22 protein-coding genes are annotated in these 25,027 nt (G+C 67.0%); 19 read left to right on the top strand and 3 right to left on the bottom strand.

Annotated elements, in window-relative coordinates; translation table 11 throughout:
* Positions 1 to 521: 521 nt before the first annotated feature.
* Together rpoB and ACWG52_RS15690 are read left to right on the top strand one after the other, a co-directional pair.
* Positions 522 to 4,004 carry a DNA-directed RNA polymerase subunit beta gene (gene rpoB, locus ACWG52_RS15695; protein WP_030388877.1) on the top strand — a complete coding sequence of 1,161 codons (3,483 nt, stop codon included), beginning with the start codon at positions 522 to 524 and terminating at the stop codon, positions 4,002 to 4,004.
* Between the two features lie 97 nt (positions 4,005 to 4,101).
* Complete coding sequence (locus tag ACWG52_RS15690; RefSeq protein ID WP_030725970.1) at positions 4,102 to 8,001, top strand: DNA-directed RNA polymerase subunit beta'; 3,900 nt, start codon at positions 4,102 to 4,104, stop codon at positions 7,999 to 8,001.
* A 139-nt stretch (positions 8,002 to 8,140) separates the two neighbouring features.
* Here the strand turns inward: ACWG52_RS15690 and ACWG52_RS15685 are convergent, their stop codons facing one another.
* The gene (locus ACWG52_RS15685) at positions 8,141 to 10,612 is read right to left on the bottom strand and encodes a YfhO family protein (RefSeq protein ID WP_389807859.1); all 2,472 of its coding nucleotides are present in this window, start codon (positions 10,610 to 10,612) and stop codon (positions 8,141 to 8,143) included.
* A 369-nt stretch (positions 10,613 to 10,981) separates the two neighbouring features.
* Here ACWG52_RS15685 and rpsL point away from each other — a divergent pair, with 369 nt between their 5' ends.
* The 4 genes from rpsL (at position 10,982) to tuf (ending at position 15,339) form a co-directional block, all read left to right on the top strand.
* Positions 10,982 to 11,353: a 30S ribosomal protein S12 gene (gene rpsL / locus ACWG52_RS15680; RefSeq protein ID WP_007265893.1), complete on the top strand. Its 372-nt coding sequence runs from the start codon at positions 10,982 to 10,984 to the stop codon at positions 11,351 to 11,353.
* 2 nt (positions 11,354 to 11,355) lie between these two features.
* Positions 11,356 to 11,826 carry a 30S ribosomal protein S7 gene (rpsG, locus tag ACWG52_RS15675; protein WP_007265894.1) on the top strand — a complete coding sequence of 157 codons (471 nt, stop codon included), beginning with the start codon at positions 11,356 to 11,358 and terminating at the stop codon, positions 11,824 to 11,826.
* 39 nt (positions 11,827 to 11,865) lie between these two features.
* The gene (gene fusA, locus ACWG52_RS15670; protein WP_389807854.1) at positions 11,866 to 13,998 is read left to right on the top strand and encodes an elongation factor G; all 2,133 of its coding nucleotides are present in this window, start codon (positions 11,866 to 11,868) and stop codon (positions 13,996 to 13,998) included.
* 147 nt (positions 13,999 to 14,145) lie between these two features.
* The gene (gene tuf, locus ACWG52_RS15665) at positions 14,146 to 15,339 is read left to right on the top strand and encodes an elongation factor Tu (RefSeq protein ID WP_030008455.1); all 1,194 of its coding nucleotides are present in this window, start codon (positions 14,146 to 14,148) and stop codon (positions 15,337 to 15,339) included.
* A gap of 163 nt (positions 15,340 to 15,502) precedes the next feature.
* On the opposite strand, the gene rfbC is transcribed toward tuf, so the two are convergent.
* Both rfbC and rfbA read right to left on the bottom strand, forming a co-directional pair.
* Complete coding sequence (gene rfbC, locus ACWG52_RS15660) at positions 15,503 to 16,102, bottom strand: dTDP-4-dehydrorhamnose 3,5-epimerase (protein ID WP_389807852.1); 600 nt, start codon at positions 16,100 to 16,102, stop codon at positions 15,503 to 15,505.
* Positions 16,099 to 16,974, bottom strand: a complete 876-nt coding sequence (rfbA, locus tag ACWG52_RS15655; RefSeq protein WP_389807849.1) for a glucose-1-phosphate thymidylyltransferase RfbA — start codon at positions 16,972 to 16,974, stop codon at positions 16,099 to 16,101. The genes rfbC and rfbA overlap by 4 nt, the downstream gene beginning before the upstream one ends.
* Positions 16,975 to 17,057: 83 nt before the next feature.
* Here rfbA and rfbB point away from each other — a divergent pair, with 83 nt between their 5' ends.
* From rfbB to rpsQ, 13 genes are all read left to right on the top strand, one after another.
* Positions 17,058 to 18,035: a dTDP-glucose 4,6-dehydratase gene (gene rfbB / locus ACWG52_RS15650; RefSeq protein ID WP_390168079.1), complete on the top strand. Its 978-nt coding sequence runs from the start codon at positions 17,058 to 17,060 to the stop codon at positions 18,033 to 18,035.
* Positions 18,032 to 18,943 carry a dTDP-4-dehydrorhamnose reductase gene (gene rfbD, locus ACWG52_RS15645; protein WP_390168081.1) on the top strand — a complete coding sequence of 304 codons (912 nt, stop codon included), beginning with the start codon at positions 18,032 to 18,034 and terminating at the stop codon, positions 18,941 to 18,943. Before rfbB ends, rfbD begins: the two co-directional genes overlap by 4 nt.
* Before the next feature lie 706 nt (positions 18,944 to 19,649).
* Positions 19,650 to 19,958: a 30S ribosomal protein S10 gene (rpsJ, locus tag ACWG52_RS15640; protein ID WP_003948644.1), complete on the top strand. Its 309-nt coding sequence runs from the start codon at positions 19,650 to 19,652 to the stop codon at positions 19,956 to 19,958.
* A gap of 14 nt (positions 19,959 to 19,972) precedes the next feature.
* Positions 19,973 to 20,617: a 50S ribosomal protein L3 gene (rplC, locus tag ACWG52_RS15635; protein WP_007265899.1), complete on the top strand. Its 645-nt coding sequence runs from the start codon at positions 19,973 to 19,975 to the stop codon at positions 20,615 to 20,617.
* Between the two features lie 4 nt (positions 20,618 to 20,621).
* Positions 20,622 to 21,272 (top strand): 50S ribosomal protein L4, encoded by a 651-nt coding sequence (gene rplD / locus ACWG52_RS15630; RefSeq protein ID WP_030767300.1) that lies wholly within the window; start codon positions 20,622 to 20,624, stop codon positions 21,270 to 21,272.
* Complete coding sequence (rplW, locus tag ACWG52_RS15625; RefSeq protein ID WP_007265901.1) at positions 21,272 to 21,595, top strand: 50S ribosomal protein L23; 324 nt, start codon at positions 21,272 to 21,274, stop codon at positions 21,593 to 21,595. The genes rplD and rplW overlap by 1 nt, the downstream gene beginning before the upstream one ends.
* 39 nt (positions 21,596 to 21,634) lie before the next feature.
* Entirely contained in the window at positions 21,635 to 22,471 is an 837-nt protein-coding gene (rplB, locus tag ACWG52_RS15620) for a 50S ribosomal protein L2 (RefSeq protein WP_008739715.1), read from the top strand.
* A gap of 12 nt (positions 22,472 to 22,483) precedes the next feature.
* Positions 22,484 to 22,765 (top strand): 30S ribosomal protein S19, encoded by a 282-nt coding sequence (gene rpsS / locus ACWG52_RS15615; RefSeq protein ID WP_008739713.1) that lies wholly within the window; start codon positions 22,484 to 22,486, stop codon positions 22,763 to 22,765.
* Positions 22,766 to 22,808: 43 nt separating this feature from the next.
* Positions 22,809 to 23,156, top strand: coding sequence for a 50S ribosomal protein L22 (rplV, locus tag ACWG52_RS15610; RefSeq protein ID WP_007265904.1), 348 nt, complete (start codon positions 22,809 to 22,811; stop codon positions 23,154 to 23,156).
* Positions 23,156 to 23,998, top strand: coding sequence for a 30S ribosomal protein S3 (rpsC, locus tag ACWG52_RS15605; protein ID WP_008739710.1), 843 nt, complete (start codon positions 23,156 to 23,158; stop codon positions 23,996 to 23,998). The genes rplV and rpsC overlap by 1 nt, the downstream gene beginning before the upstream one ends.
* A 5-nt stretch (positions 23,999 to 24,003) precedes the next feature.
* Positions 24,004 to 24,423 (top strand): 50S ribosomal protein L16, encoded by a 420-nt coding sequence (rplP, locus tag ACWG52_RS15600; RefSeq protein ID WP_008739704.1) that lies wholly within the window; start codon positions 24,004 to 24,006, stop codon positions 24,421 to 24,423.
* On the top strand, positions 24,423 to 24,647 hold the full coding sequence (gene rpmC / locus ACWG52_RS15595; RefSeq protein ID WP_008739703.1) for a 50S ribosomal protein L29: 225 nt from the start codon (positions 24,423 to 24,425) through the stop codon (positions 24,645 to 24,647). The genes rplP and rpmC overlap by 1 nt, the downstream gene beginning before the upstream one ends.
* Entirely contained in the window at positions 24,647 to 24,928 is a 282-nt protein-coding gene (gene rpsQ / locus ACWG52_RS15590) for a 30S ribosomal protein S17 (RefSeq protein WP_030008467.1), read from the top strand. The genes rpmC and rpsQ overlap by 1 nt, the downstream gene beginning before the upstream one ends.
* Positions 24,929 to 25,027: the final 99 nt, after the last annotated feature.

Below are 25,027 nucleotides of genomic sequence, written 5' to 3'. Positions count from 1 at the left end.
GCCCTTTGGCGTACCCGTAGTGCCTGACTTGCCCTGGTCTCGTTGGGGAGTAGGGTGATCATCGTTGCTCCGACGCAGGGTCCGAAGATGATCCGCTCGGAGCAGGGGGCCTTGACGAACGGGACGCGGCGCGCAATTCTCAGTCCCGTCGAGAGGTCGACCGCCTGGATCCGAGATCCGAGGCATGGATCGACTACGAAGAGGGCAGTACTGATACGCGCTCTGTGCACGAGTACGGGCGCCGCAGCGTTGGACACAGTGTTGGTTGAACGACATGGGGAAGGCCTGTTGCCGGTTTCCGGAAACCTGGTCTGGACATCAGTGAGCCGAGTGGCTACACTGACCCTTTGCGCTGCCTGTTAGCTGTCCCCTGCCCGTCGCCAGGGACATGCCCACGCTTGAGCACACTTGATTGATCCACCCTGACCTGGCCTTTTCGGTTGGATTCGGGGGGCTTGTCTTCTGTGTCTGCTGGGACCGGTACGCGCGTAGTGAGTCCGAGCCCTCGGAAGGACCCCCTCTTGGCCGCCTCGCGCAACGCCTCGACCAATACGAACAACGGTGCCAGCACCGCCCCGCTGCGCATCTCCTTTGCAAAGATCAAGGAGCCCCTCGAGGTTCCGAACCTCCTGGCGCTGCAGACCGAGAGCTTTGACTGGCTTCTCGGCAACGCCGCCTGGAAGTCTCGCGTCGAGTCGGCGCTTGAGAGTGGACAGGACGTCCCCACCAAGTCCGGTCTGGAAGAGATCTTCGAGGAGATCTCGCCGATCGAGGACTTCTCCGGGTCGATGTCGCTGACCTTCCGCGACCACCGTTTCGAGCCGGCGAAGAACTCTGTCGACGAGTGCAAGGAGCGCGACTTCACGTACGCGGCTCCGCTGTTCGTCACGGCCGAGTTCACGAACAACGAGACCGGAGAGATCAAGTCTCAGACGGTCTTCATGGGCGACTTCCCGCTCATGACCAACAAGGGCACCTTCGTCATCAACGGCACCGAGCGTGTCGTCGTGTCGCAGCTTGTCCGCTCCCCCGGTGTCTACTTCGACTCCTCCATCGACAAGACGTCCGACAAGGACATCTTCTCCGCGAAGATCATCCCGTCCCGGGGTGCCTGGCTGGAGATGGAGATCGACAAGCGCGACATGGTCGGTGTCCGCATCGACCGCAAGCGCAAGCAGTCCGTCACCGTCCTCCTGAAGGCTCTCGGCTGGACCACCGAGCAGATCCTCGAGGAGTTCGGCGAGTACGAGTCCATGCGCGCCACCCTGGAGAAGGACCACACCCAGGGCCAGGACGACGCGCTGCTCGACATCTACCGCAAGCTGCGCCCGGGCGAGCCGCCGACCCGCGAGGCCGCTCAGACGCTGCTCGAGAACCTCTACTTCAACCCGAAGCGCTACGACCTCGCCAAGGTCGGCCGCTACAAGGTGAACAAGAAGCTCGGCGCCGACGAGCCGCTCGACGCCGGTGTGCTCACCACCGACGACGTCATCGCGACCATCAAGTACCTGGTCAAGCTGCACGCCGGCGAGACCGAGACCACCGGTGAGTCCGGCCGTTCGATCGTCGTCGAGACCGACGACATCGACCACTTCGGCAACCGTCGTCTGCGCAACGTCGGCGAGCTCATCCAGAACCAGGTCCGCACGGGTCTGGCTCGTATGGAGCGCGTCGTCCGCGAGCGCATGACGACCCAGGACGTCGAGGCCATCACGCCGCAGACCCTGATCAACATCCGGCCGGTCGTCGCCTCCATCAAGGAGTTCTTCGGCACCAGCCAGCTGTCGCAGTTCATGGACCAGAACAACCCGCTCTCGGGCCTGACCCACAAGCGCCGCCTGTCGGCGCTGGGCCCCGGCGGTCTGTCCCGTGAGCGGGCCGGCTTCGAGGTCCGTGACGTTCACCCGTCGCACTACGGCCGCATGTGCCCGATCGAGACCCCTGAAGGCCCGAACATCGGTCTGATCGGCTCGCTCGCCTCCTACGGTCGCGTCAACGCGTTCGGTTTCGTCGAGACCCCGTACCGCAAGGTCATCGACGGTGTCGTCACCGACGAGGTCGACTACCTCACGGCCGACGAGGAAGACCGCTTCGTCATCGCCCAGGCCAACGCCGGCCTGTCCGAGGACATGCGCTTCACCGAGAACCGCGTGCTGGTGCGTCGTCGTGGCGGCGAGATCGACTACATCGCCGGCGACGACGTCGACTACATGGACGTCTCCCCGCGCCAGATGGTGTCCGTCGCGACCGCGATGATCCCCTTCCTGGAGCACGACGACGCCAACCGTGCCCTCATGGGCGCGAACATGATGCGCCAGGCCGTTCCGCTCATCAAGGCGGAGGCCCCGCTCGTCGGCACCGGCATGGAGTACCGCTGTGCGGTCGACGCCGGTGACTCGATCCGTGCGGAGAAGGACGGTGTCGTCCAGGAGGTCTCGGCCGACTACATCACCGTCGCCAACGACGACGGCACGTACACCACGTACCGCGTCGCCAAGTTCTCCCGCTCGAACCAGGGCACCTCGGTCAACCAGAAGGTCATCGTCAACGAGGGTGACCGGATCATCGAGTCCCAGGTCCTCGCCGACGGTCCCGCGACCGAAGAGGGCGAAATGGCCCTCGGCAAGAACCTGCTCGTCGCGTTCATGCCCTGGGAAGGTCACAACTACGAGGACGCGATCATCCTGTCGCAGCGCCTCGTGCAGGACGACGTCCTCTCCTCGATCCACATCGAGGAGCACGAGGTCGACGCCCGTGACACCAAGCTGGGCCCCGAGGAGATCACCCGGGACATCCCGAACGTCTCCGAGGAGGTCCTCGCCGACCTCGACGAGCGCGGCATCATCCGCATCGGTGCGGACGTCGTCGCCGGCGACATCCTGGTCGGCAAGGTCACGCCCAAGGGTGAGACCGAGCTGACCCCGGAGGAGCGCCTGCTCCGCGCGATCTTCGGTGAGAAGGCCCGCGAGGTGCGTGACACCTCGCTCAAGGTCCCTCACGGTGAGATCGGCAAGGTCATCGGTGTCCGCGTCTTCGACCGCGAGGAGGGCGACGAGCTTCCTCCGGGCGTGAACCAGCTGGTCCGCGTCTACGTCGCCCAGAAGCGCAAGATCACCGACGGTGACAAGCTCGCCGGCCGCCACGGCAACAAGGGTGTCATCTCCAAGATCCTTCCGATCGAGGACATGCCCTTCCTTGAGGACGGCACGCCGGTCGACATCATCCTGAACCCGCTGGGTGTCCCGTCCCGAATGAACCCGGGACAGGTCCTGGAGATCCACCTCGGCTGGCTCGCCAGCCGCGGCTGGGACGTCTCCGGCCTGGCCGAGGACTGGGCCGAGCGTCTGAAGGTCATCGGGGCCGACCGTGTCGAGCCCGGTACCAACGTCGCCACCCCCGTGTTCGACGGTGCCCGCGAGGATGAGCTCGCCGGCCTCTTCGAGCACACCATCCCGAACCGCGACGGTGACCGTCTGGTCCTCCCGTCCGGTAAGGCGCGCCTGTTCGACGGCCGCTCCGGCGAGCCGTTCCCGGACCCGATCTCGATCGGGTACATGTACATCCTCAAGCTCCACCACCTGGTCGACGACAAGCTCCACGCTCGGTCGACCGGTCCGTACTCGATGATCACGCAGCAGCCGCTGGGTGGTAAGGCGCAGTTCGGTGGCCAGCGCTTCGGTGAGATGGAGGTGTGGGCGCTCGAGGCTTATGGCGCCGCTTACGCCCTCCAGGAGCTCCTGACCATCAAGTCCGACGACGTGACCGGCCGCGTGAAGGTCTACGAGGCCATCGTCAAGGGCGAGAACATCCCCGAGCCGGGCATTCCCGAGTCCTTCAAGGTGCTCATCAAGGAAATGCAGTCGCTCTGCCTCAACGTGGAGGTGCTGTCCTCGGACGGCATGTCCATCGAGATGCGCGACACCGACGAGGACGTCTTCCGCGCGGCGGAGGAGCTCGGTATCGACCTGTCCCGGCGCGAGCCGAGCAGCGTCGAAGAGGTCTGACGGGCCTGACGGGGGGCTCGCTCAAGAGCCCCCCGTCATCCCCGGGACCGTTCAGACCATGATTGAGACTCGACCCCGAAAGAGGGATTGACGCACAGTGCTCGACGTCAACTTCTTCGACGAGCTGCGGATCGGCCTTGCCACCGCGGACGACATCCGAACCTGGTCGCACGGCGAGGTCAAGAAGCCGGAGACCATCAACTACCGCACCCTCAAGCCCGAGAAGGACGGACTCTTCTGCGAGAAGATCTTCGGTCCTACCCGGGACTGGGAGTGCTACTGCGGCAAGTACAAGCGTGTCCGCTTCAAGGGCATCATCTGTGAGCGTTGTGGCGTCGAGGTCACGCGCGCCAAGGTGCGTCGTGAGCGGATGGGTCACATCGAGCTTGCCGCTCCCGTCACCCACATCTGGTACTTCAAGGGCGTCCCGTCGCGCCTCGGATACCTGCTGGACCTCGCGCCGAAGGACCTCGAGAAGGTCATCTACTTCGCCGCGTACATGATCACGTTCGTCGACGACGAGCGTCGCACCCGCGACCTCCCGTCGCTGGAGGCGCACGTCTCCGTCGAGCGCCAGCAGATCGAGAACCGCCGCGACGCGGACCTCGAAGGCCGGGCCAAGAAGCTCGAGACCGACCTGGGCGAGCTGGAGGCCGAGGGCGCGAAGGCCGACGTACGCCGCAAGGTGCGCGAAGGTGCCGAGCGTGAGATGAAGCAGCTCCGTGACCGCGCCCAGCGCGAGATCGACCGCCTCGACGAGGTGTGGGCCCGCTTCAAGAACCTCAAGGTCCAGGACCTGGAGGGCGACGAGCTCCTCTACCGCGAGCTGCGTGACCGCTTCGGCACGTACTTCGACGGTTGCATGGGCGCCGCCGCGCTGCAGAAGCGCCTGGAGTCCTTCGACCTCGAGGAGGAGGCCGAGCGCCTCCGCGAGATCATCCGTACCGGCAAGGGCCAGAAGAAGACCCGTGCGCTCAAGCGCCTCAAGGTCGTCTCCGCGTTCCTGCAGACCAGCAACAAGCCCAAGGGCATGGTTCTGGACTGCGTGCCGGTGATCCCGCCGGACCTGCGTCCGATGGTGCAGCTGGACGGTGGCCGCTTCGCGACCTCCGACCTGAACGACCTGTACCGCCGCGTGATCAACCGCAACAACCGTCTGAAGCGTCTCCTCGACCTCGGTGCCCCCGAGATCATCGTGAACAACGAGAAGCGCATGCTTCAGGAGGCCGTGGACGCCCTCTTCGACAACGGTCGTCGTGGTCGTCCGGTGACCGGTCCCGGTAACCGTCCCCTGAAGTCCCTCAGCGACATGCTGAAGGGTAAGCAGGGTCGATTCCGTCAGAACCTTCTCGGTAAGCGTGTGGACTACTCCGCGCGTTCCGTGATCGTCGTCGGTCCGCAGCTGAAGCTGCACCAGTGCGGTCTGCCCAAGGCCATGGCGCTGGAGCTCTTCAAGCCGTTCGTGATGAAGCGCCTGGTCGACCTGAACCACGCGCAGAACATCAAGAGCGCCAAGCGGATGGTCGAGCGCGGCCGCACGGTCGTCTACGACGTCCTCGAAGAGGTCATCGCCGAGCACCCGGTTCTGCTGAACCGTGCGCCCACGCTGCACCGCCTCGGCATCCAGGCCTTCGAGCCCCAGCTGGTCGAAGGCAAGGCCATCCAGATCCACCCGCTCGTCTGCACCGCGTTCAACGCGGACTTCGACGGTGACCAGATGGCCGTGCACCTGCCGCTCTCCGCGGAGGCGCAGGCCGAGGCCCGCATCCTGATGCTGTCCTCGAACAACATCCTCAAGCCGGCCGACGGCCGTCCGGTCACGATGCCGACCCAGGACATGGTCCTCGGTCTGTTCTTCCTGACCACCGACGGTGAGCTCCGTGACACCAAGGGCGAGGGCCGCGCGTTCGGCTCCACGGCCGAGGCGACCATGGCGTTCGACAACGGCGAGCTCGCGCTGCAGTCGTCCGTCGACATCCGCTTCCCGGTGGGCACCATCCCGCCGCGCGGCTGGGTGGCGCCGGTCGCCGAGGAGGGCGAGCAGGAGTTCCAGCCGGGCGACAGCTTCCGTCTGAAGACGACCCTGGGTCGCGCGCTCTTCAACGAGCTGCTGCCCGAGGACTACCCGTTCGTCGACTACTCGGTGGGCAAGAAGCAGCTCTCCGAGATCGTCAACGACCTGGCGGAGCGCTACCCCAAGGTCATCGTGGCGGCGACGCTCGACAACCTGAAGGCGGCCGGCTTCCACTGGGCGACCCGTTCGGGCGTCACCGTGGCCATCTCCGACGTCGTCGTGCCCGAGGCCAAGAAGGCCATCGTCGCGGGCTACGAGGCGATGGACGAGAAGGTCCAGAAGCAGTACGAGCGCGGTCTGATCACCAAGGACGAGCGCACGCAGGAGCTCATCGCGATCTGGACCAAGGCGACCAACGAGGTTGCCGAGGCGATGAACGCGAACTTCCCCAAGACGAACCCCATCTTCATGATGGTTGACTCGGGTGCCCGAGGAAACATGATGCAGATGCGACAGATCGCCGGTATGCGTGGTCTGGTGTCGAACGCGAAGAACGAGACCATCCCGCGTCCGATCAAGGCGTCCTTCCGTGAGGGCCTCACCGTTCTGGAGTACTTCATCTCCACGCACGGTGCCCGTAAGGGTCTGGCGGACACCGCCCTGCGTACCGCCGACTCGGGTTACCTGACCCGTCGTCTGGTGGACGTCTCGCAGGACGTCATCATCCGCGAGGAGGACTGCGGCACCGAGCGCGGCCTGAAGCTGAAGATCGCCGTTCGCGGCGAGGACGGCGTGCTGCGCAAGGCCGACGACGTCGAGACCTCGATCTACGCCCGCATGCTGGCCGAGGACGTCGTCATCGACGGCAAGGTCATCGCGCCGGCCAACGTCGACCTCGGTGACGTGCTCATCGACGCCCTGGTCGCCAACGGCGTCGAGGAGGTCAAGACCCGCTCGGTCCTGACCTGTGAGTCCGCGGTCGGCACCTGTGCCTTCTGCTACGGACGCTCGCTCGCCACCGGCAAGCTGGTCGACATCGGTGAGGCGGTCGGCATCATCGCCGCCCAGTCCATCGGTGAGCCCGGTACCCAGCTGACGATGCGTACCTTCCACACCGGTGGTGTGGCCGGTGACGACATCACGCAGGGTCTGCCGCGTGTCGTCGAGCTCTTCGAGGCCCGTACCCCGAAGGGTGTCGCCCCGATCTCCGAGGCCGCCGGTCGCGTGCGGATCGAGGAGACCGAGAAGACGAAGAAGATCGTCATCACGCCCGACGACGGCAGCGACGAGACGGCGTTCCCGATCTCGAAGCGCGCCAAGGTCATCGTGCACGAGGGCGACCACGTCGAGGTGGGCCAGAAGCTCACCATGGGTGCCACCAACCCGCACGACGTGCTGCGCATCCTCGGTCAGCGTGCCGTCCAGGTCCACCTGGTCGGCGAAGTCCAGAAGGTCTACAACTCGCAGGGCGTGTCGATCCACGACAAGCACATCGAGATCATCATCCGGCAGATGCTGCGCCGCGTGACGATCATCGAGTCCGGCGACGCGGAGCTCCTGCCGGGCGAGCTGGTCGAGCGGTCGAAGTTCGAGACCGAGAACCGTCGTGTGGTCACCGAGGGCGGTCACCCCGCCTCCGGCCGTCCGCAGCTGATGGGTATCACCAAGGCCTCGCTGGCGACGGAATCCTGGCTGTCGGCCGCCTCCTTCCAGGAGACGACCCGAGTCCTGACGGATGCGGCGATCAACGCCAAGTCCGACAGCCTCATCGGCCTCAAGGAGAACGTCATCATCGGTAAGCTCATCCCGGCCGGTACGGGCCTCGCCCGCTACCGCAACATCCGGGTCGAGCCCACCGAAGAGGCCAAGGCAGCGATGTACTCGGCCGTCGGTTACGACGACATCGACTACTCGCCCTTCGGCTCCGGCTCCGGCCAGGCTGTCCCGCTGGAGGACTACGACTACGGCCCGTACAACGGCTGAGAGCTCGTATGAAGAAGCCCCCCGTCGCTCCGAGAGGAGCGGCGGGGGGCCTTTTCGTTCCCACGGCGGACGCGGAGAGAGCGGCGGGCCCTCACCGGGCCGCCGCGGCCCGGTGAGAGCCCGTTCCGCCGCTGCGGTGTCAGCCGCGCCGGCGCCGCAGGCCGCTCGTCGCGACGGAGGCGAGGAGGAGCAGGCCGAAGGCGGCGCCTGCCAGGCCCGGGGTGAGGCCCTTCGGGGTGAAGGTGCAGGTGACCTTGTCCGTGCCCGCGGGGAGGTCCATGGCCAGGAGGCCGTGGAAGGGCTTCAGGGGGGCCGAGCAGTGCCAGCCCGGGACGGCGGTCGTGGCGAGGACGGCCGTGCCCCCGGTGTGCGCGGGGACGGTGGCCGTGATCGAGTGACCGCCGACCTCGATCGCGGTGGCGCCGGTGGTGGTGAGGTGGCGGACGGTCCTGTCGAGCGCCCCGCGGTCCAGACAGCCGAGCGGGTACGCGCCCGCGTCCGCGTCCTTCGTACGGGTCTGCACGGTGACGTCGACCTGGCCCGAGGCGGGGACGGTGCCCAGCGGGGTCACGCCGGTCATCCGGTCCTCCAGGAGCCGCTGGGGGCCGTTCCCGGCGCGGACGGTGCCGTAGAGGGTGGGGGAGTACCAGTAGGCCTCGGAGCCGGGGGTGCAGCGGGCGGTGTACGTGTGCGCCGTGGCGGTGCCGCCGCGGGTGACGGGCGGGACCTGGTGGACGGTGGCGCCCAGGACGTTCTCCTGGCGGGCGTAGACGCTCTCGGCCGGGTTGGGGGAGGTGTACGGGGTGGTGCGGACGGTGACCAGCGGGGGCGCGGGGAACTTCGAGGCCGTCCAGGTGCCCGGGGCGGTTCCCGGGCGGACCCGCGCGCCGACCGAGAAGATCGCGTCGAGCACCGGGTCGTCGGCGCCGAAGAAGGTCCGGCCGTCGTTCTTGAAGCCGTAGCCCAGGGGCTCCAGGGCCTGGTAGGTGGCCTCGGGGAGGTAGCTGCTGTAGTACTGCGGCCCCTCCGCGCGCAGCGCCAGGGCGTCGTTGTACGCGCTCTGCGGGGCACCCGAGTCGGTCCGGTGGGCGGGCCAGCCGGCCACGTCCCGTACGGCCTCGAAGTGGCTGCCGATCGAGCGGTTCGACGTGGCGACGGGCTTGGCCCAGCGTTCGCGGGACCGGCGGGCGTCCGCGTTGGCGGCGGCCACCGTGGACTCCGCGAACACCACGCCGATCATCAGGGCGGCGGCCACCGGGATCAGGAACCGGCGCTTCTCGCCGAGCCGCAGCAGGACCAGGGCCAGTAGGGAGACCGCACCGCCGCCGAGCACGGCCGGCCAGGTCCACCCGCCGAAGTCGTCGGCGCGCCGCAGGACGAAGGTGGCCGCCACCAGCAGGCCCGCGACCAGGGCCACGTGCAGCGGGCGCGGCCGGTTGGCCAGCGCCAGCCAGGCCAGGACCACCACCATCCCGCTGAAGACGAAGGTCTCGCGGTACGGGTTGCCGTTCGGCACCGCCAGCCCGTGCCACACGTACTGCGTGGGCGGGAACTGGAAGGAGGCCAGGACCAGCGCCGTGGCGAGCGCCCACACCAGGCGGGTCCGCCGCGCGACGGCGGTGTTGAGGAGGAAGGAGCCGGCCAGGATCAGCCCGAGCGAGGCGACGTAGAGCCGGGGGCGGCCGCCCCACAGGTGCGTGGCCGGGAGCATGCCGGCGAGGAAGAGCTCGATCCGTACGGGGTCGAAGGCGGCGGCCCTGGTGGGCTGCGCGGCCCCGCTGGCCAGGAACGACGGCAGGAGCAGCGGCAGGGTCAGCAGGATCCCGGTGCCGGTGGCCGTCGCGGCCCGCCACAGCGCGCGCAGCCGCTGCCGGCCCGTCATGTCGCGCGTGATCATGCGGATGGCCAGCAGGAGGCAGGCGGCCATCGTCGCCATCATCGCGGTGTAGAAGTTCCCGAACCAGGCGAGCGCGACCAGCAGGGCCACGCCCGGCCAGCGGCGCTCCTCCAGGCACCACTCGACGGCGATGCCGAGCATCGGGAACGCGACCAGGCCCCAGAGCCACATGGGGATGTACGAGGCGTCGCTGAGCGCCCAGCCGCACAGGCCGTACGTCGCTCCGAGCACGCCGCGCTGCCACCACGGGCCGGGGTGCAGCTTGCCGAGGTAGACCGTCATCACGGCCGCGGCGGCGCCCAGCGTGAGGGGGGTGATCGCGAAGACGGCGAGGTCGACGTGGGCGCGGGGGACGAGGACGGCGAGCCAGGAGAAGGGGTTGCCGAGATAGGTGTGGTAGTCGGCCAGGAACTGCTGTCCGAAGCCGCCGCGCCAGGTGAAGAGCAGGTCTCCGGCGGCCTGCCCGTGGACCAGGTCCCACAGCGCCCGGTGGAAGGGCACGTACTGGTTGGCCTGGTCGTTCAGGGCCCGACCGGTGTTCCCGAAGGGGAAGGCGCCGCGGGCCACCCAGGCCGCGCAGAAGGCGGCCGAGGCGATCAGTGAGGCCAGCAGGGGGCCGCGGGCGCGGGTGATCCGGCGGATGGCGGTTCTGTGCGGGGCGGGTCTGCGGGGGGCCGGGAGGCGGGCGTCGACTGTGGTCGGTTCGGGTGCCACGGTCCCCAATGTGCTGCTCCCTGCTGATCGACGCGTAGGCGCCCCGCGCCCGGTCAAGCTGTCAGTTTAGGGCGCCGGGGTGTGGCAGAGGGCCGATCGGGCCGCTCCCCACTTGCGCGCGGCGGGTTTTCGTGCTGGGCATTTGTTTTGACCTACCTCTGTGAGGTAGGTACGCTCTGACCTTGTGCCTGGGGTGTGCCCTGGGCTCCCGCGTGTGCGTAAGACCCCGCGGAGAGCCGAGAAGACCACACCGCAATCTGCGCCCGACTCACTTCGGTGAAAGCGTGCAGTGTTCGACACACCCGACCGCGTGGGTCGGGGAAGTTCCAGGTTAGTTTCACTACACGGCACACAGAAACCGGAGAAGTAGTGCCTACGATCCAGCAGCTGGTCCGTAAGGGCCGGCAGGACAAGGTCGAGAAGACAAAGACCCCCGCGCTTGAGGCTTCGCCCCAGCGTCGCGGCGTCTGCACGCGTGTGTTCACGACCACCCCGAAGAAGCCGAACTCGGCGCTCCGTAAGGTCGCGCGTGTGCGTCTGACCTCCGGCATCGAGGTCACCGCTTACATTCCGGGTGAGGGACACAACCTGCAGGAGCACTCGATCGTGCTCGTGCGTGGTGGCCGTGTGAAGGACCTGCCGGGTGTTCGTTACAAGATCATCCGCGGTGCGCTTGACACCCAGGCTGTCAAGAACCGCAAGCAGGCCCGCAGCCGCTACGGCGCCAAGAAGGAGAAGTAAGAATGCCTCGTAAGGGCCCCGCCCCGAAGCGCCCGGTCATCATCGACCCGGTCTACGCATCTCCTCTGGTGACGTCGCTCATCAACAAGATCCTCCTGAACGGCAAGCGCTCCACCGCCGAGCGCATCGTCTACGGCGCCATGGAAGGCCTCCGCGAGAAGACCGGCAACGACCCGGTCATCACGCTGAAGCGCGCGCTGGAGAACGTCAAGCCGTCCCTCGAGGTCAAGTCCCGCCGTGTCGGTGGCGCGACCTACCAGGTCCCCGTCGAGGTCAAGCCGGGTCGCCAGTCGACCCTGGCCCTCCGCTGGCTCGTGGGTTACTCCCGCGCCCGTCGTGAGAAGACCATGACCGAGCGCCTCATGAACGAGCTGCTCGACGCCTCCAACGGTCTTGGCGCTGCCGTCAAGAAGCGCGAGGACACGCACAAGATGGCCGAGTCCAACAAGGCCTTCGCGCACTACCGCTGGTAGTCCCACCCCACATCGAGACCGAGAGAAGACCGAAGCCTTATGGCTACCACTTCGCTTGACCTGGCCAAGGTCCGCAACATCGGGATCATGGCCCACATCGACGCGGGCAAGACGACCACCACCGAGCGCATCCTGTTCTACACCGGTGTGTCGTACAAGATCGGTGAGGTCCACGACGGCGCCGCCACGATGGACTGGATGGAGCAGGAGCAGGAGCGTGGTATCACCATCACGTCTGCCGCGACCACCTGCCACTGGCCGCTCGAAGATGTTGACCACACCATCAACATCATCGACACCCCGGGTCACGTCGACTTCACCGTCGAGGTGGAGCGTTCGCTCCGCGTCCTCGACGGCGCCGTCACCGTCTTCGACGGTGTGGCCGGCGTCGAGCCGCAGTCCGAGACCGTTTGGCGTCAGGCGGACCGCTACGGCGTGCCGCGTATCTGCTTCGTCAACAAGCTCGACCGTACCGGCGCCGAGTTCCACCGCTGCGTCGACATGATCAAGGACCGCCTCGGTGCGGTTCCGATCGTCATGCAGCTCCCCATCGGTGCCGAGGCCGACTTCCAGGGTGTCGTCGACCTCGTCACGATGAAGGCGTTCGTCTGGTCCGCCGAGGCGACCAAGGGCGAGATGTACGACATCGTCGACATCCCGGCCACGCACACCGAGGCTGCTGAAGAGTGGCGCGGCAAGCTGGTCGAGACCGTCGCCGAGAACGACGACGAGATCATGGAGCTGTTCCTGGAGGGCAACGAGCCCACCGTCGAGCAGCTGCACGCCGCCGTCCGTCGGATCATCCTGAACTCCGGCAAGGGCAAGGGCGAGCCCACGATCACCGCGGTGTTCTGTGGCACGGCGTTCAAGAACAAGGGTGTTCAGCCCCTGCTCGACGCCGTCGTCCGCTACCTGCCGTCGCCGCTGGACATCGAGGCCATCGAGGGCCACGACGTCCGCGACCCCGAGGTCGTCGTGAAGCGCAAGCCGTCCGACGAGGAGCCCCTCGCCGCGCTCGCGTTCAAGATCATGAGCGACCCGCACCTCGGCAAGCTCACCTTCGTCCGGGTTTACTCGGGCCGCCTGGAGGCCGGCACTGCGGTGCTGAACTCCGTCAAGGGCAAGAAGGAGCGCATCGGCAAGATCTACCGCATGCACGCGAACAAGCGTGAGGAGATCGACTCGGTGGGCGCCGGCGACATCGTCGCCGTGATGGGCCTGAAGCAGACCACCACCGGTGAGACGCTGTGTGACGACAAGAACCAGGTGATCCTGGAGTCCATGGACTTCCCGGCGCCGGTCATCCAGGTCGCCATCGAGCCCAAGTCCAAGGGTGACCAGGAGAAGCTGGGTGTCGCCATCCAGCGTCTCGCGGAGGAGGACCCCTCCTTCCACGTTCACTCGGACGAGGAGACGGGCCAGACCATCCTCGGCGGTATGGGCGAGCTGCACCTCGAGGTGCTGGTCGACCGTATGAAGCGCGAGTTCAAGGTCGAGGCCAACGTCGGCAAGCCGCAGGTCGCGTACCGCGAGACGATCCGCAAGGCCGTCGAGCGTCACGACTACACGCACAAGAAGCAGACCGGTGGTACCGGTCAGTTCGCCAAGGTGCAGATCGCGATCGAGCCCATCACCGAGACCGACGGTCCGGCGTACGAGTTCGTGAACAAGGTCACCGGTGGACGCGTCCCGAAGGAGTACATCCCTTCGGTCGACGCCGGTGCGCAGGAAGCCATGCAGTTCGGCATCCTGGCCGGGTACGAGATGACGGGCGTTCGCGTCACGCTTCTCGACGGTGGCTACCACGAGGTCGACTCCTCGGAGCTCGCCTTCAAGATCGCCGGTTCGCAGGCCTTCAAGGAGGCCGCGCGCAAGGCTTCTCCCGTGCTCCTTGAGCCGATGATGGCCGTAGAGGTCACCACGCCCGAGGACTACATGGGTGACGTCATCGGTGACATCAACTCCCGCCGTGGCCAGATCCAGGCCATGGAGGAGCGTCACGGTGCTCGCGTCGTGAAGGGCCTCGTGCCCCTTTCGGAGATGTTCGGCTACGTCGGAGACCTCCGCAGCAAGACCTCGGGTCGCGCCAGCTACTCGATGCAGTTCGACTCCTACGCCGAGGTTCCGCGGAACGTCGCCGAGGAGATCATCGCGAAGGCCAAGGGCGAGTAACTCTTCCGAGTACACGCTTTAGGCTTGTCACCGGAGCCTCTGGGGCAACAGGAGTAATCATCCGTTGCCCCGGGGGGCCGGCTTTCCAGCAAAGATCACCTGGCGCCGATCTGTAAGGCGTACAGAACCACTCTCCAGGAGGACCCCGTGGCGAAGGCGAAGTTCGAGCGGACTAAGCCGCACGTCAACATCGGCACCATCGGTCACATTGACCACGGTAAGACGACCCTCACGGCCGCCATTACCAAGGTGCTGCACGACGCGTACCCGGACCTGAACGAGGCCTCGGCCTTCGACCAGATCGACAAGGCTCCTGAGGAGCGCCAGCGCGGTATCACCATCTCGATCGCGCACGTCGAGTACCAGACCGAGGCGCGTCACTACGCCCACGTCGACTGCCCGGGTCACGCCGACTACATCAAGAACATGATCACCGGTGCCGCGCAGATGGACGGCGCGATCCTCGTGGTCGCCGCCACCGACGGCCCGATGCCGCAGACCAAGGAGCACGTGCTCCTGGCCCGCCAGGTCGGCGTCCCCTACATCGTCGTCGCCCTGAACAAGGCCGACATGGTGGACGACGAGGAGATCCTGGAGCTCGTCGAGCTCGAGGTCCGCGAGCTCCTCTCCGAGTACGAGTTCCCGGGCGACGACCTGCCGGTCGTCCGCGTCTCCGCGCTGAAGGCGCTCGAGGGCGACAAGGAGTGGGGCGAGAAGCTCCTCGGCCTCATGTCCGCCGTCGACGAGGCCATCCCGACCCCGCCGCGTGACACCGAGAAGCCGTTCCTCATGCCCGTCGAGGACGTCTTCACGATCACCGGTCGCGGTACCGTCGTCACCGGCCGTATCGAGCGTGGTGTCCTGAAGGTCAACGAGACCGTCGACATCATCGGTATCAAGGAGACCAAGACCACCACCACGGTCACCGGTATCGAGATGTTCCGCAAGCTCCTCGACGAGGGCCAGGCGGGCGAGAACGTCGGTCTGCTCCTCCGTGGCATCAAGCGCGAGGACGTCGAGCGCGGCCAGGTCATCATCAAGCCCGGTTCGGTCACCCCGCACACCGAGTTCGAGGCCCAGGCCTACATCCTGTCGAAGGACGAGGGTGGCCGTCACACCCCGTTCTTCAACAACTACCGCCCGCAGTTCTACTTCCGTACCACGGACGTCACGGGTGTCGTCACCCTGCCGGCCGGCACGGAGATGGTCATGCCGGGCGACAACACCGAGATGACGGTCGCGCTGATCCAGCCGGTCGCCATGGAGGAGGGCCTGAAGTTCGCCATCCGTGAGGGTGGTCGTACCGTGGGCGCCGGCCAGGTCACCAAGATCACGAAGTAATTTCGTGCTCTGACCTGGTAGCCCGTTCACCGGGCACCAAGTTGCACTGAAGGGCCCCGGCCCATCGCTTCGGCGGTGGGACGGGGCCCTTCGGCATGTCCGGGTACGAAGCGAGGGCCGCACCCCGGGCGGGGTGCGGCCCTCGGCCGCGCACGGCGATGGGTCAGTTCACGCGCAGGGACTCGGTGAACTCCAGGCAGGCGGCGTGGTCGGGCAGCAGACCGGTCGCGAGGGCCTCGGCCAGCGAGGGCGCGGCCTCGTCGCGGGCGGACAGCTGCGGGAATTCGGCCGGCCACTCGATGCCCAGGTCGGGGTCGAGCGGGTGCACCGCGTGCTCGCCGGTCGGGTTGTAGGTCTCCGAGCAGAGGTACGACAGCGTCGTGTCGTCGCTCAGCGCGCAGAAGCCGTGGCCGAGACCCTCGGGGATGTAGACCGCGCGGCGGTCCACGTCGTCGAGGCGGACACCTTCCCACCGGCCGAAGGTGGGGGAGCCGACCCGCAGGTCGACGGTGATGTCGAGCGCGGCGCCGCGTACGCAGGTCACGTACTTGGCCTGGCCGCGCGGTACGTCGGCGAAGTGGATGCCGCGGACCACGCCCGCGGCGGAGACCGAGAGGTTCGCCTGCGCCAGGTTCAGCGGGTGGCCGACGACCTCGGCGAGGCGGTCGAAGCGGTACCACTCGGTGAACAGGCCGCGCGGGTCGCCGTGCAGCTGCGGGGTGATCTCGAAGGCGCCGGCGATGGAGAGTTCGCGGAACTTCATCGGGCGTCCTCCTCGCCGAGCAGCATCAGCAGGTAGTCGCCGTAGCCGCTCTTGGTCAGCGGTTCGGCGAGCGCGCGCAGCTGCGCGGAGTCGATGAGGCCGGCCCGCCAGGCCGCCTCCTCGATGCAGCCGATCTTGAAGCCCTGGCGCTCCTCGATCACGCGGACGAACTCGGAGGCCTGCACCATCGAGACGAAGGTGCCGGTGTCCAGCCACGCGGTACCGCGGTCGAGGATGGTCACGTTGAGCTCGCCGGCCTGGAGGTAGGTGTCGTTGACGGCGGTGATCTCCAGCTCGCCGCGGGCGCTGGGCTCCAGGCCCTCGGCTATCTCGACGACGCGGTTGTCGTAGAAGTACAGACCCGGCACGGCGTAGCGGGACTTGGGCTTCTCGGGTTTCTCCTCGATGGAGACGGCCTGGCCGTGCTCGTCGAACTCGACCACGCCGTAGGCGGTGGGGTCCGCCACCGGGTACGCGAACACGCGGCCGCCCTTGGCGTCCGTGTGCTGGGCGAGGCGGGTGCCGAGGCCACTGCCGTGGAAGATGTTGTCGCCGAGGATCAGCGCGACGGACTCGTCACCGATGAAGTCGGCGCCGAGGACGAACGCCTGGGCGATGCCTTCCGGGCGCTCCTGGACGGCGTATTCCAGCCGCAGGCCGAATTGTGAGCCGTCGCCGAGCAGTCGCTCGAACTGTTCGCGGTCGTCCGGGGTGGTGATGATCAGGATTTCACTGATGCCCGCCATCACCAGGGTGGACAGGGGGTAATAGATCATCGGCTTGTCGAAGACGGGGAGCAGCTGCTTGGAGACTGCCCGGGTCAGCGGCCAGAGTCGAGATCCGGTGCCACCGGCTAAGAGGATTCCACGCATGGGGGGAACCCTATGCGAGAGCGTGTGGGGGGCATCGGAGTTCAGCACATGTGACGTTGGTCGGCCGCTAGACTCTTCGTATTATGCGCATTCTTGTGACCGGCGGCGCCGGCTTCATCGGTTCGGAATTCGTTCGCCAGCAGTTAACTGCAGATGGCACGGCGCAGATATCTGTTTTCGACAAGCTGACGTACTCGGGCGTCGAGGCGAACCTCGCCCCGGTCGCCGATCACCCCGGATACACCTTCGTCAAGGGCGACATCTGCGACGCGGACGCCGTCGACCAGGTCATGCCCGGTCACGACGTCGTCGTGCACTTCGCGGCCGAGTCCCACGTCGACCGTTCGATCGCCGGTGCGGGCCCGTTCGTGATGACCAACGTGGTCGGCACCCAGGTGCTGCTCGACTCCGCCCGCAAGCACGGTGTCGGCCGCTTCGTCCACATCTCCACCGACGAGGTCTACGGCTCGATCGGCGCGGGCTCCTGGACGGAGGAGTGGCCGCTGGTGCCGAACTCCCCGTACTCCGCATCGAAGGCGTCGTCCGACCTGCTGGCGCTGGCCTACGCGCGCACCCACGGCATGGACGTGGTGGTCACCCGCTGCTCCAACAACTACGGGCACTACCAGTTCCCCGAGAAGGTCATCCCGCTCTTCGTCTCGAACCTGATGGACGGCAAGAAGGTCCCGCTGTACGGCAACGGCGGCAACGTCCGCGACTGGCTGCACGTCTCCGACCACTGCCGCGGCATCGACCTGGCCATGCGGGGGGGCCGGGCCGGCGAGGTCTACAACATCGGCGGCGGCACGGAGCTCACCAACAAGGAGCTCACCGGTGTCCTGCTGGAGGCCGCGGGCCTCGGCTGGGACATGGTCGAGCACGTCGAGGACCGCAAGGGTCACGACCTGCGCTACTCCATCGACATCAGCAAGATCGGCGCCGAACTCGGTTACGCCCCGCAGGTCACCTTCGAGGACGGCATCAAGGCCACCGTCGACTGGTACCGCGAGAACCGTGCCTGGTGGGAGCCGCTCAAGGTGAAGGCGGCCCTGCAGAAGTGATCGCGAACCCGCGAGCCGGCCGCTGGCTCGTCACCGGAGCCGCCGGAATGCTCGGCCAGGACGTCCTGGCCGTCCTGAAGGACTCCGGTGTCGAAGCCGAGGGCTTGCGCCGCGCCGACCTCGACATCACCCACCCGGCAGCCGTCCGGGCCGCCGTCGAGGGTGCCGCGGTCGTCGTCAACTGCGCGGCCTGGACCGACGTGGACGGCGCCGAGACCGCCGAGGAGGCCGCCACCGCCGTCAACGGCACCGGCGTACGCGTCCTCGCCGCGGCCTGCGCCGAGGTCGGTGCCCGCCTGCTGCACCTCTCCACCGACTACGTGCTGCCCGGCAACGCCACGCAGCCGTACCGCGAGGACACCGAGACCGGTCCGGTCAACGCCTACGGACGCTCGAAGCTGGTCGGCGAACAGGCCGTAGCCGAGCTCCTCCCGCAGGACGGCTACATCGTGCGGACCGCGTGGCTGTACGGGGAGCACGGGCCGAACTTCGTCGCCACCATGCTGAAGCTGGCCGCCCAGCGGGACACCCTCGACGTGGTCGACGACCAGCACGGCCAGCCCACTTGGTCCTACGCGCTGGCCCGCCACCTCGTCGACCTGGGCCTCGCCGCGCTGGCGGGGAAGGCCCCGGGCGGTGTCTACCACGGCACCGCGAGCGGCCGGACGACCTGGATGGGCCTGGCGCGCGAGGCCTACCGGCTGAGCGGACTCGACCCGGAGCGGATCCGGCCGACCACCTCCGACGCGTTCGTACGTCGTGCCGCGCGCCCGGCCTTCAGTGTCCTCGCCCACGACGGTTGGTCGGCCGCGGGGCTCGAACCTTTGGCCGACTGGCGGGTTCAGCTCGCCGAGGCGATCACCCGCCCGGCCTTCTCCGAACTGCTGAGACTGCCTTCCGCCAGGTGATTCGGAGAGGCTGATCGCCTGCACGCGCACGTCGTCGACGGGGCCCGGAACGCACCATGACGAGGCCGGCCCACTGTCTCCCGCCGGCCCGGAGAGCAACCGGTCCACCGGGGACTCCCCGGCGGAAAGCCTCCGGCGGCGACCCGGTGGCACGCCCGGTGGGTGGTGCCGTCGGCGCCGGCCCTGGGATACGTGCTCGACGCGCTGTTCCGGCTGTCGCTGGTCACGCCCACCTCGCCTGGCGAGGGCCCCGGCGGGAGAAGGGCGTGGTGCAGTTTGACCACTCAGCGTGGCGGGGTATTCTCTTCGGCCCGATTGGCCAGGTACGTGCCTCGTATGGCAGACTACTCAAGTTGCTCGGCTGAGTGCCGATGCTGCGCGCCTCCCGCCGGGAGGACCGGAAGCGAGTCCCACAGTACTCGTCGTCCTTAATCTGCCTCTCGGGGCAGCAATGGGGACGGACGTACGGGAATCTTCTGGGAAGTGTCAGCACGGTGCCCACCAGGCACTCGGTGGGTGTTTCTCCCCCGAATCGCGGTCACAGGGACCGCACCCCCTTGGACGAGGGAATTTCCGTATGGGAATTTTCTGTAGAGGGAGTGCGACACGCCCGACCGCGTGGGTCGGAGGAGAGGCCGCGGGATCCGTCCCGCAGCCGACCGGGAGCCAGAGCGTTTCCACATAGAGACAGGACTACGGAGTAGCCATGGCGGGACAGAAGATCCGCATCCGGCTCAAGGCCTACGACCACGAGGTCATCGATTCCTCGGCGAAGAAGATCGTCGAGACGGTGACGCGCACTGGTGCGTCGGTCGCGGGCCCGGTGCCGCTGCCCACTGAGAAGAACGTGTACTGCGTCATCAAGTCGCCGCACAAGTACAAGGACTCGCGCGAGCACTTCGAGATGCGCACGCACAAGCGCCTGATCGACATCCTCGACCCGACCCCCAAGACCGTTGACTCGCTGATGCGCCTGGACCTTCCGGCCGGCGTTGACATCGAGATCAAGCTCTGAGAGGCGTCGAGAAGATGGCAAAGCAGATCAAGGGCGTCCTGGGCGAGAAGCTCGGCATGACCCAGGTCTGGGACGAGAACAACCGTGTCGTCCCGGTGACCGTGGTCAAGGCCGGACCCTGCGTCGTTACCCAGGTCCGTACGAACGACATCGACGGCTACGAGTCGGTCCAGATCGCCTTCGGCGAGATCGACCCGCGCAAGGTGAACAAGCCCCTCAAGGGCCACTTCGCCAAGGCCGACGTGACCCCCCGCCGCCACCTGGTGGAGCTCCGCACCTCCGACGCCAGCGAGTACACGCTCGGCCAGGAGATCACTGCTGAGGTGTTCGAGTCCGGCGTCAAGGTTGACGTCACGGGCAACAGCAAGGGCAAGGGCTTCGCCGGTGTCATGAAGCGGCACAACTTCCGGGGCCTCGGCGCCGGTCACGGTGTGCAGCGCAAGCACCGCTCCCCCGGTTCGATCGGTGGCTGCGCCACCCCTGGGCGTGTCTTCAAGGGCATGCGCATGGCCGGTCGTATGGGTAACGAGCGCGTCACCACCCAGAACCTGACCATCCACGCGGTTGACGCGGAGAAGGGTCTGCTCCTCATCAAGGGCGCAGTCCCCGGTCCGAACGGCGGCCTCGTCCTGGTCCGTACCGCGGCCAAGGGGGCTTGAGGTAATGAGCACCATTGACATCCTTTCGCCGGCAGGCGACAAGGCCGGTACCGTCGAGCTCCCCTCGGAGATCTTCGACGCGAAGACCAGCGTTCCGCTGATCCACCAGGTCGTTGTCGCTCAGCTGGCTGCTGCCCGTCAGGGCACGCACAAGACCAAGCGTCGCGGCGAAGTCCGTGGTGGTGGCCGCAAGCCGTACCGCCAGAAGGGCACCGGCCGTGCGCGCCAGGGTTCGACCCGTGCGCCGCAGTTCGTCGGCGGTGGCGTCGTCCACGGCCCGCAGCCGCGTGACTACTCCCAGCGGACCCCGAAGAAGATGAAGGCCGCCGCCCTCCGCGGTGCCCTCTCGGACCGTGCGCGTCACTCCCGCATCCACGTCGTCACCGGCGTGGTCGAGGGTGCCGCCTCCACGAAGGCCGCCAAGACGCTGTTCGGCAAGATCTCGGAGCGCAAGAACCTGCTCCTGGTCGTCGAGCGCGCCGACGAGGCCGCGTGGCTGTCCGCCCGCAACCTGCCCCAGGTTCACATCCTGGAGCCGGGCCAGCTGAACACGTACGACGTGATCGTCTCTGACGACGTGGTCTTCACCCAGGCCGCTTTCGAGTCCTTCGTGTCTGGCCCCAAGGCCGATGAGACCGAAGGGAGCGACGCCTGATGTCTGAGGCGACCGTTACCAGCAAGACCTTCACCGACCCGCGTGACCTGCTGATCAAGCCGGTTGTGTCGGAGAAGAGCTACGCGCTGCTGGACGAGAACAAGTACACGTTCATCGTCGCGCCCGGCGCCAACAAGACCCAGATCAAGCAGGCCGTGGAAGCGGTCTTCTCGGTCAAGGTCACCGGGGTCAACACGATCAACCGTCAGGGTAAGCGCAAGCGCACCAAGACCGGTTTCGGCAAGCGCGCCAACACCAAGCGCGCCATCGTGACCCTTGCCGAGGGCAACCGTATCGACATCTTCGGCGGCCAGGCCTCCTAACGGAGGTCTAGTCGTCCGGAATCGGACGAGGACTGAGAAATGGGTATCCGCAAGTACAAGCCGACGACCCCGGGCCGTCGTGGCTCCAGCGTCGCCGACTTTGTCGAGATCACGCGGTCCACGCCGGAGAAGTCGCTGGTTCGCCCCCTGCACAGCAAGGGCGGCCGTAACAACACCGGTCGGATCACCGTTCGCCACCAGGGTGGTGGACACAAGCGCGCCTACCGCGTGATCGACTTCCGTCGTCACGACAAGGACGGCGTGCCGGCCAAGGTCGCGCACATCGAGTACGACCCCAACCGCACCGCGCGCATCGCGCTCCTGCACTACGCGGACGGCGAGAAGCGCTACATCATCGCGCCGAAGGCTCTGAAGCAGGGCGACCGGATTGAGAACGGCCCCACGGCCGACATCAAGCCCGGTAACAACCTCGCGCTTCGCAACATCCCGGTCGGTACCACGATCCACGCGATCGAGCTCCGTCCCGGTGGTGGCGCCAAGTTCGCCCGTTCCGCGGGTGCCTCCGTGCAGCTGCTGGCGAAGGAGGGCACCATGGCCCACCTTCGTATGCCGTCCGGTGAGATCCGTCTCGTCGACGCGCGCTGCCGCGCCACGGTCGGCGAGGTCGGCAACGCCGAGCAGTCGAACATCAACTGGGGCAAGGCCGGCCGTATGCGCTGGAAGGGCGTTCGCCCGTCCGTCCGCGGTGTCGCGATGAACCCGGTTGACCACCCGCACGGTGGTGGTGAGGGCAAGACCAGTGGTGGTCGCCACCCGGTCTCCCCGTGGGGTCAGAAGGAGGGTCGTACTCGCTCGCCGAAGAAGGCTTCGAGCAAGTACATCGTCCGCCGCCGCAAGACGAACAAGAAGCGCTAGGAGCGGGTTTAGATGCCGCGCAGTCTCAAGAAGGGGCCCTTCGTCGACGACCACCTCGTAAAGAAGGTGGACGTCCAGAACGAAGCCGGCACCAAGAACGTCATCAAGACCTGGTCCCGTCGCTCGATGATCATCCCCAGCATGCTGGGTCACACCATCGCGGTGCACAACGGCAAGACCCACGTCCCGGTGTTCGTCACCGAGTCGATGGTCGGCCACAAGCTCGGCGAGTTCTCGCCGACTCGCACCTTCCGCGGCCACGTCAAGGACGACCGGAAGTCGAAGCGCCGCTAAAGGCGGGGTGGTTACGACTATGACTTACACCGAAGGGACAACCATGGAAGCCAGGGCCCAGGCGCGGTACATCCGCGTCACGCCCATGAAGGCCCGCCGAGTGGTGGACCTTATCCGTGGCATGGATGCCACGGAGGCTCAGGCGGTCCTGCGTTTCGCCCCGCAGGCCGCGAGCGTGCCGGTTGGCAAGGTGCTTGACAGCGCCATCGCCAACGCCGCACACAACTACAACCACCCGGACGCCTCCACGCTGGTCATCAGCGAGGCGTACGTGGACGAGGGCCCGACCCTGAAGCGGTTCCGTCCGCGTGCCCAGGGCCGTGCCTACCGGATCCGCAAGCGGACCAGCCACATCACCGTGGTCGTCAGCAGCAAGGAAGGTTCCCGGTAATGGGCCAGAAGGTAAACCCGCACGGGTTCCGGCTCGGCATCACCACCGACTTCAAGTCGCGTTGGTACGCCGACAAGCTGTACAAGGACTACGTCAAGGAAGACGTCGCCATCCGCAGGATGATGACGTCCGGCATGGAGCGCGCCGGCATCTCGAAGGTTGAGATCGAGCGCACCCGTGACCGCGTGCGTGTGGACATCCACACCGCTCGTCCGGGCATCGTCATCGGCCGCCGTGGCGCCGAGGCCGACCGCATCCGCGGTGACCTCGAGAAGCTCACGGGCAAGCAGGTCCAGCTGAACATCCTCGAGGTCAAGAACCCCGAGCTCGATGCCCAGCTGGTCGCCCAGGCCGTTGCCGAGCAGCTCTCCTCCCGCGTCTCCTTCCGTCGCGCCATGCGTAAGAGCATGCAGGGCACGATGAAGGCCGGCGCCAAGGGCATCAAGATCCAGTGTGGCGGCCGTCTCGGCGGCGCCGAGATGTCCCGCTCCGAGTTCTACCGCGAGGGTCGTGTGCCGCTGCACACGCTGCGCGCGAACGTGGACTACGGCTTCTTCGAGGCCAAGACCACCTTCGGCCGTATCGGTGTGAAGGTCTGGATCTACAAGGGCGACGTCAAGAACATCGCCGAGGTTCGCGCCGAGAACGCTGCGGCCCGTGCGGGTAACCGCCCGGCCCGTGGCGCGCAGGGCGCTGGCGACCGTCCCGCCGGCCGTGGTGGCCGTGGTGGCGAGCGCGGCGGCCGTGGTGGCCGCAAGCCGCAGCAGGCTGCTGGTGCCGAGGCCCCCAAGGCCGACGCTCCCGCCGCCGCTCCGGCCGAGAGCACCGGAACGGAGGCCTGACCGACATGCTGATCCCTCGTAGGGTCAAGCACCGCAAGCAGCACCACCCGAAGCGCAGCGGTATGGCCAAGGGCGGTACTGAGGTCACGTTCGGCGAGTACGGTATCCAGGCGCTGACCCCGGCGTATGTGACGAACCGTCAGATCGAGGCGGCTCGTATTGCGATGACCCGCCACATCAAGCGTGGCGGCAAGGTCTGGATCAACATCTACCCGGACCGCCCGCTGACGAAGAAGCCTGCCGAGACCCGCATGGGTTCCGGTAAGGGTTCTCCTGAGTGGTGGATCGCCAACGTGCACCCGGGCCGGGTCATGTTCGAGCTGTCCTACCCGAACGAGAAGATTGCTCGTGAGGCGCTCACCCGCGCTGCTCACAAGCTTCCGATGAAGTGCCGGATTGTTCGGCGCGAGGCAGGTGAGTCGTGATGGCGACGGGAACCAAGGCGTCCGAGCTGCGTGAGCTCGGCAACGAGGAGCTCGTTGGCAAGCTGCGCGAGGCCAAGGAGGAGCTGTTCAAGCTCCGCTTCCAGGCGGCCACGGGTCAGCTGGAGAACAACGGCCGGCTCAAGTCCGTCCGTAAGGACATCGCTCGCATCTACACCCTGATGCACGAGCGTGAGCTCGGTATCGAGACGGTGGAGAGCGCCTGATGAGCGAGAACAACGTGACTGAGAAGACCGAGCGCGGTTTCCGCAAGACCCGTGAGGGTCTGGTCGTCAGCGACAAGATGGACAAGACCGTCGTCGTCGCCGTCGAGGACCGCGTGAAGCACGCCCTGTACGGCAAGGTCATCCGCCGTACGAACAAGCTCAAGGCTCACGACGAGCAGAACGCTGCCGGCGTCGGCGACCGCGTCCTCATCATGGAGACGCGTCCGCTGTCGGCGAGCAAGCGCTGGCGCATCGTCGAGATCCTCGAGAAGGCCAAGTAATTATCTGAGGGGTTTCCCTCAGGTTCGTTCCGCCAGGCTCGGTGGGGGCGACGCTCTCCGGAGTGAAGCCCCCGCCGGGAACCGGCAGACAAACAGGAG

It is taken from the genome of Streptomyces sp. CLCI03, assembly GCF_053615355.1.
Note: the sequence above shows the minus strand (reverse complement) of the source record. Positions and strands in the feature narration are given on the sequence as shown.

Coding starts and splice junctions, on each gene's coding strand:
- rpsG (WP_007265894.1), top strand. CDS start 11,356: ATGCCTCGTAAGGGCCCCGCCCCGAAGCGCCCGGTCATCATCGACCCG.
- fusA (WP_389807854.1), top strand. CDS start 11,866: ATGGCTACCACTTCGCTTGACCTGGCCAAGGTCCGCAACATCGGGATC.
- rfbC (WP_389807852.1), bottom strand. CDS start 16,102: ATGAAGTTCCGCGAACTCTCCATCGCCGGCGCCTTCGAGATCACCCCG.
- rfbA (WP_389807849.1), bottom strand. CDS start 16,974: ATGCGTGGAATCCTCTTAGCCGGTGGCACCGGATCTCGACTCTGGCCG.
- rfbB (WP_390168079.1), top strand. CDS start 17,058: ATGCGCATTCTTGTGACCGGCGGCGCCGGCTTCATCGGTTCGGAATTC.
- rpsJ (WP_003948644.1), top strand. CDS start 19,650: ATGGCGGGACAGAAGATCCGCATCCGGCTCAAGGCCTACGACCACGAG.
- rplC (WP_007265899.1), top strand. CDS start 19,973: ATGGCAAAGCAGATCAAGGGCGTCCTGGGCGAGAAGCTCGGCATGACC.
- rplD (WP_030767300.1), top strand. CDS start 20,622: ATGAGCACCATTGACATCCTTTCGCCGGCAGGCGACAAGGCCGGTACC.
- rplW (WP_007265901.1), top strand. CDS start 21,272: ATGTCTGAGGCGACCGTTACCAGCAAGACCTTCACCGACCCGCGTGAC.
- rplB (WP_008739715.1), top strand. CDS start 21,635: ATGGGTATCCGCAAGTACAAGCCGACGACCCCGGGCCGTCGTGGCTCC.
- rpsS (WP_008739713.1), top strand. CDS start 22,484: ATGCCGCGCAGTCTCAAGAAGGGGCCCTTCGTCGACGACCACCTCGTA.
- rplV (WP_007265904.1), top strand. CDS start 22,809: ATGGAAGCCAGGGCCCAGGCGCGGTACATCCGCGTCACGCCCATGAAG.
- rpsC (WP_008739710.1), top strand. CDS start 23,156: ATGGGCCAGAAGGTAAACCCGCACGGGTTCCGGCTCGGCATCACCACC.
- rplP (WP_008739704.1), top strand. CDS start 24,004: ATGCTGATCCCTCGTAGGGTCAAGCACCGCAAGCAGCACCACCCGAAG.
- rpmC (WP_008739703.1), top strand. CDS start 24,423: ATGGCGACGGGAACCAAGGCGTCCGAGCTGCGTGAGCTCGGCAACGAG.
- rpsQ (WP_030008467.1), top strand. CDS start 24,647: ATGAGCGAGAACAACGTGACTGAGAAGACCGAGCGCGGTTTCCGCAAG.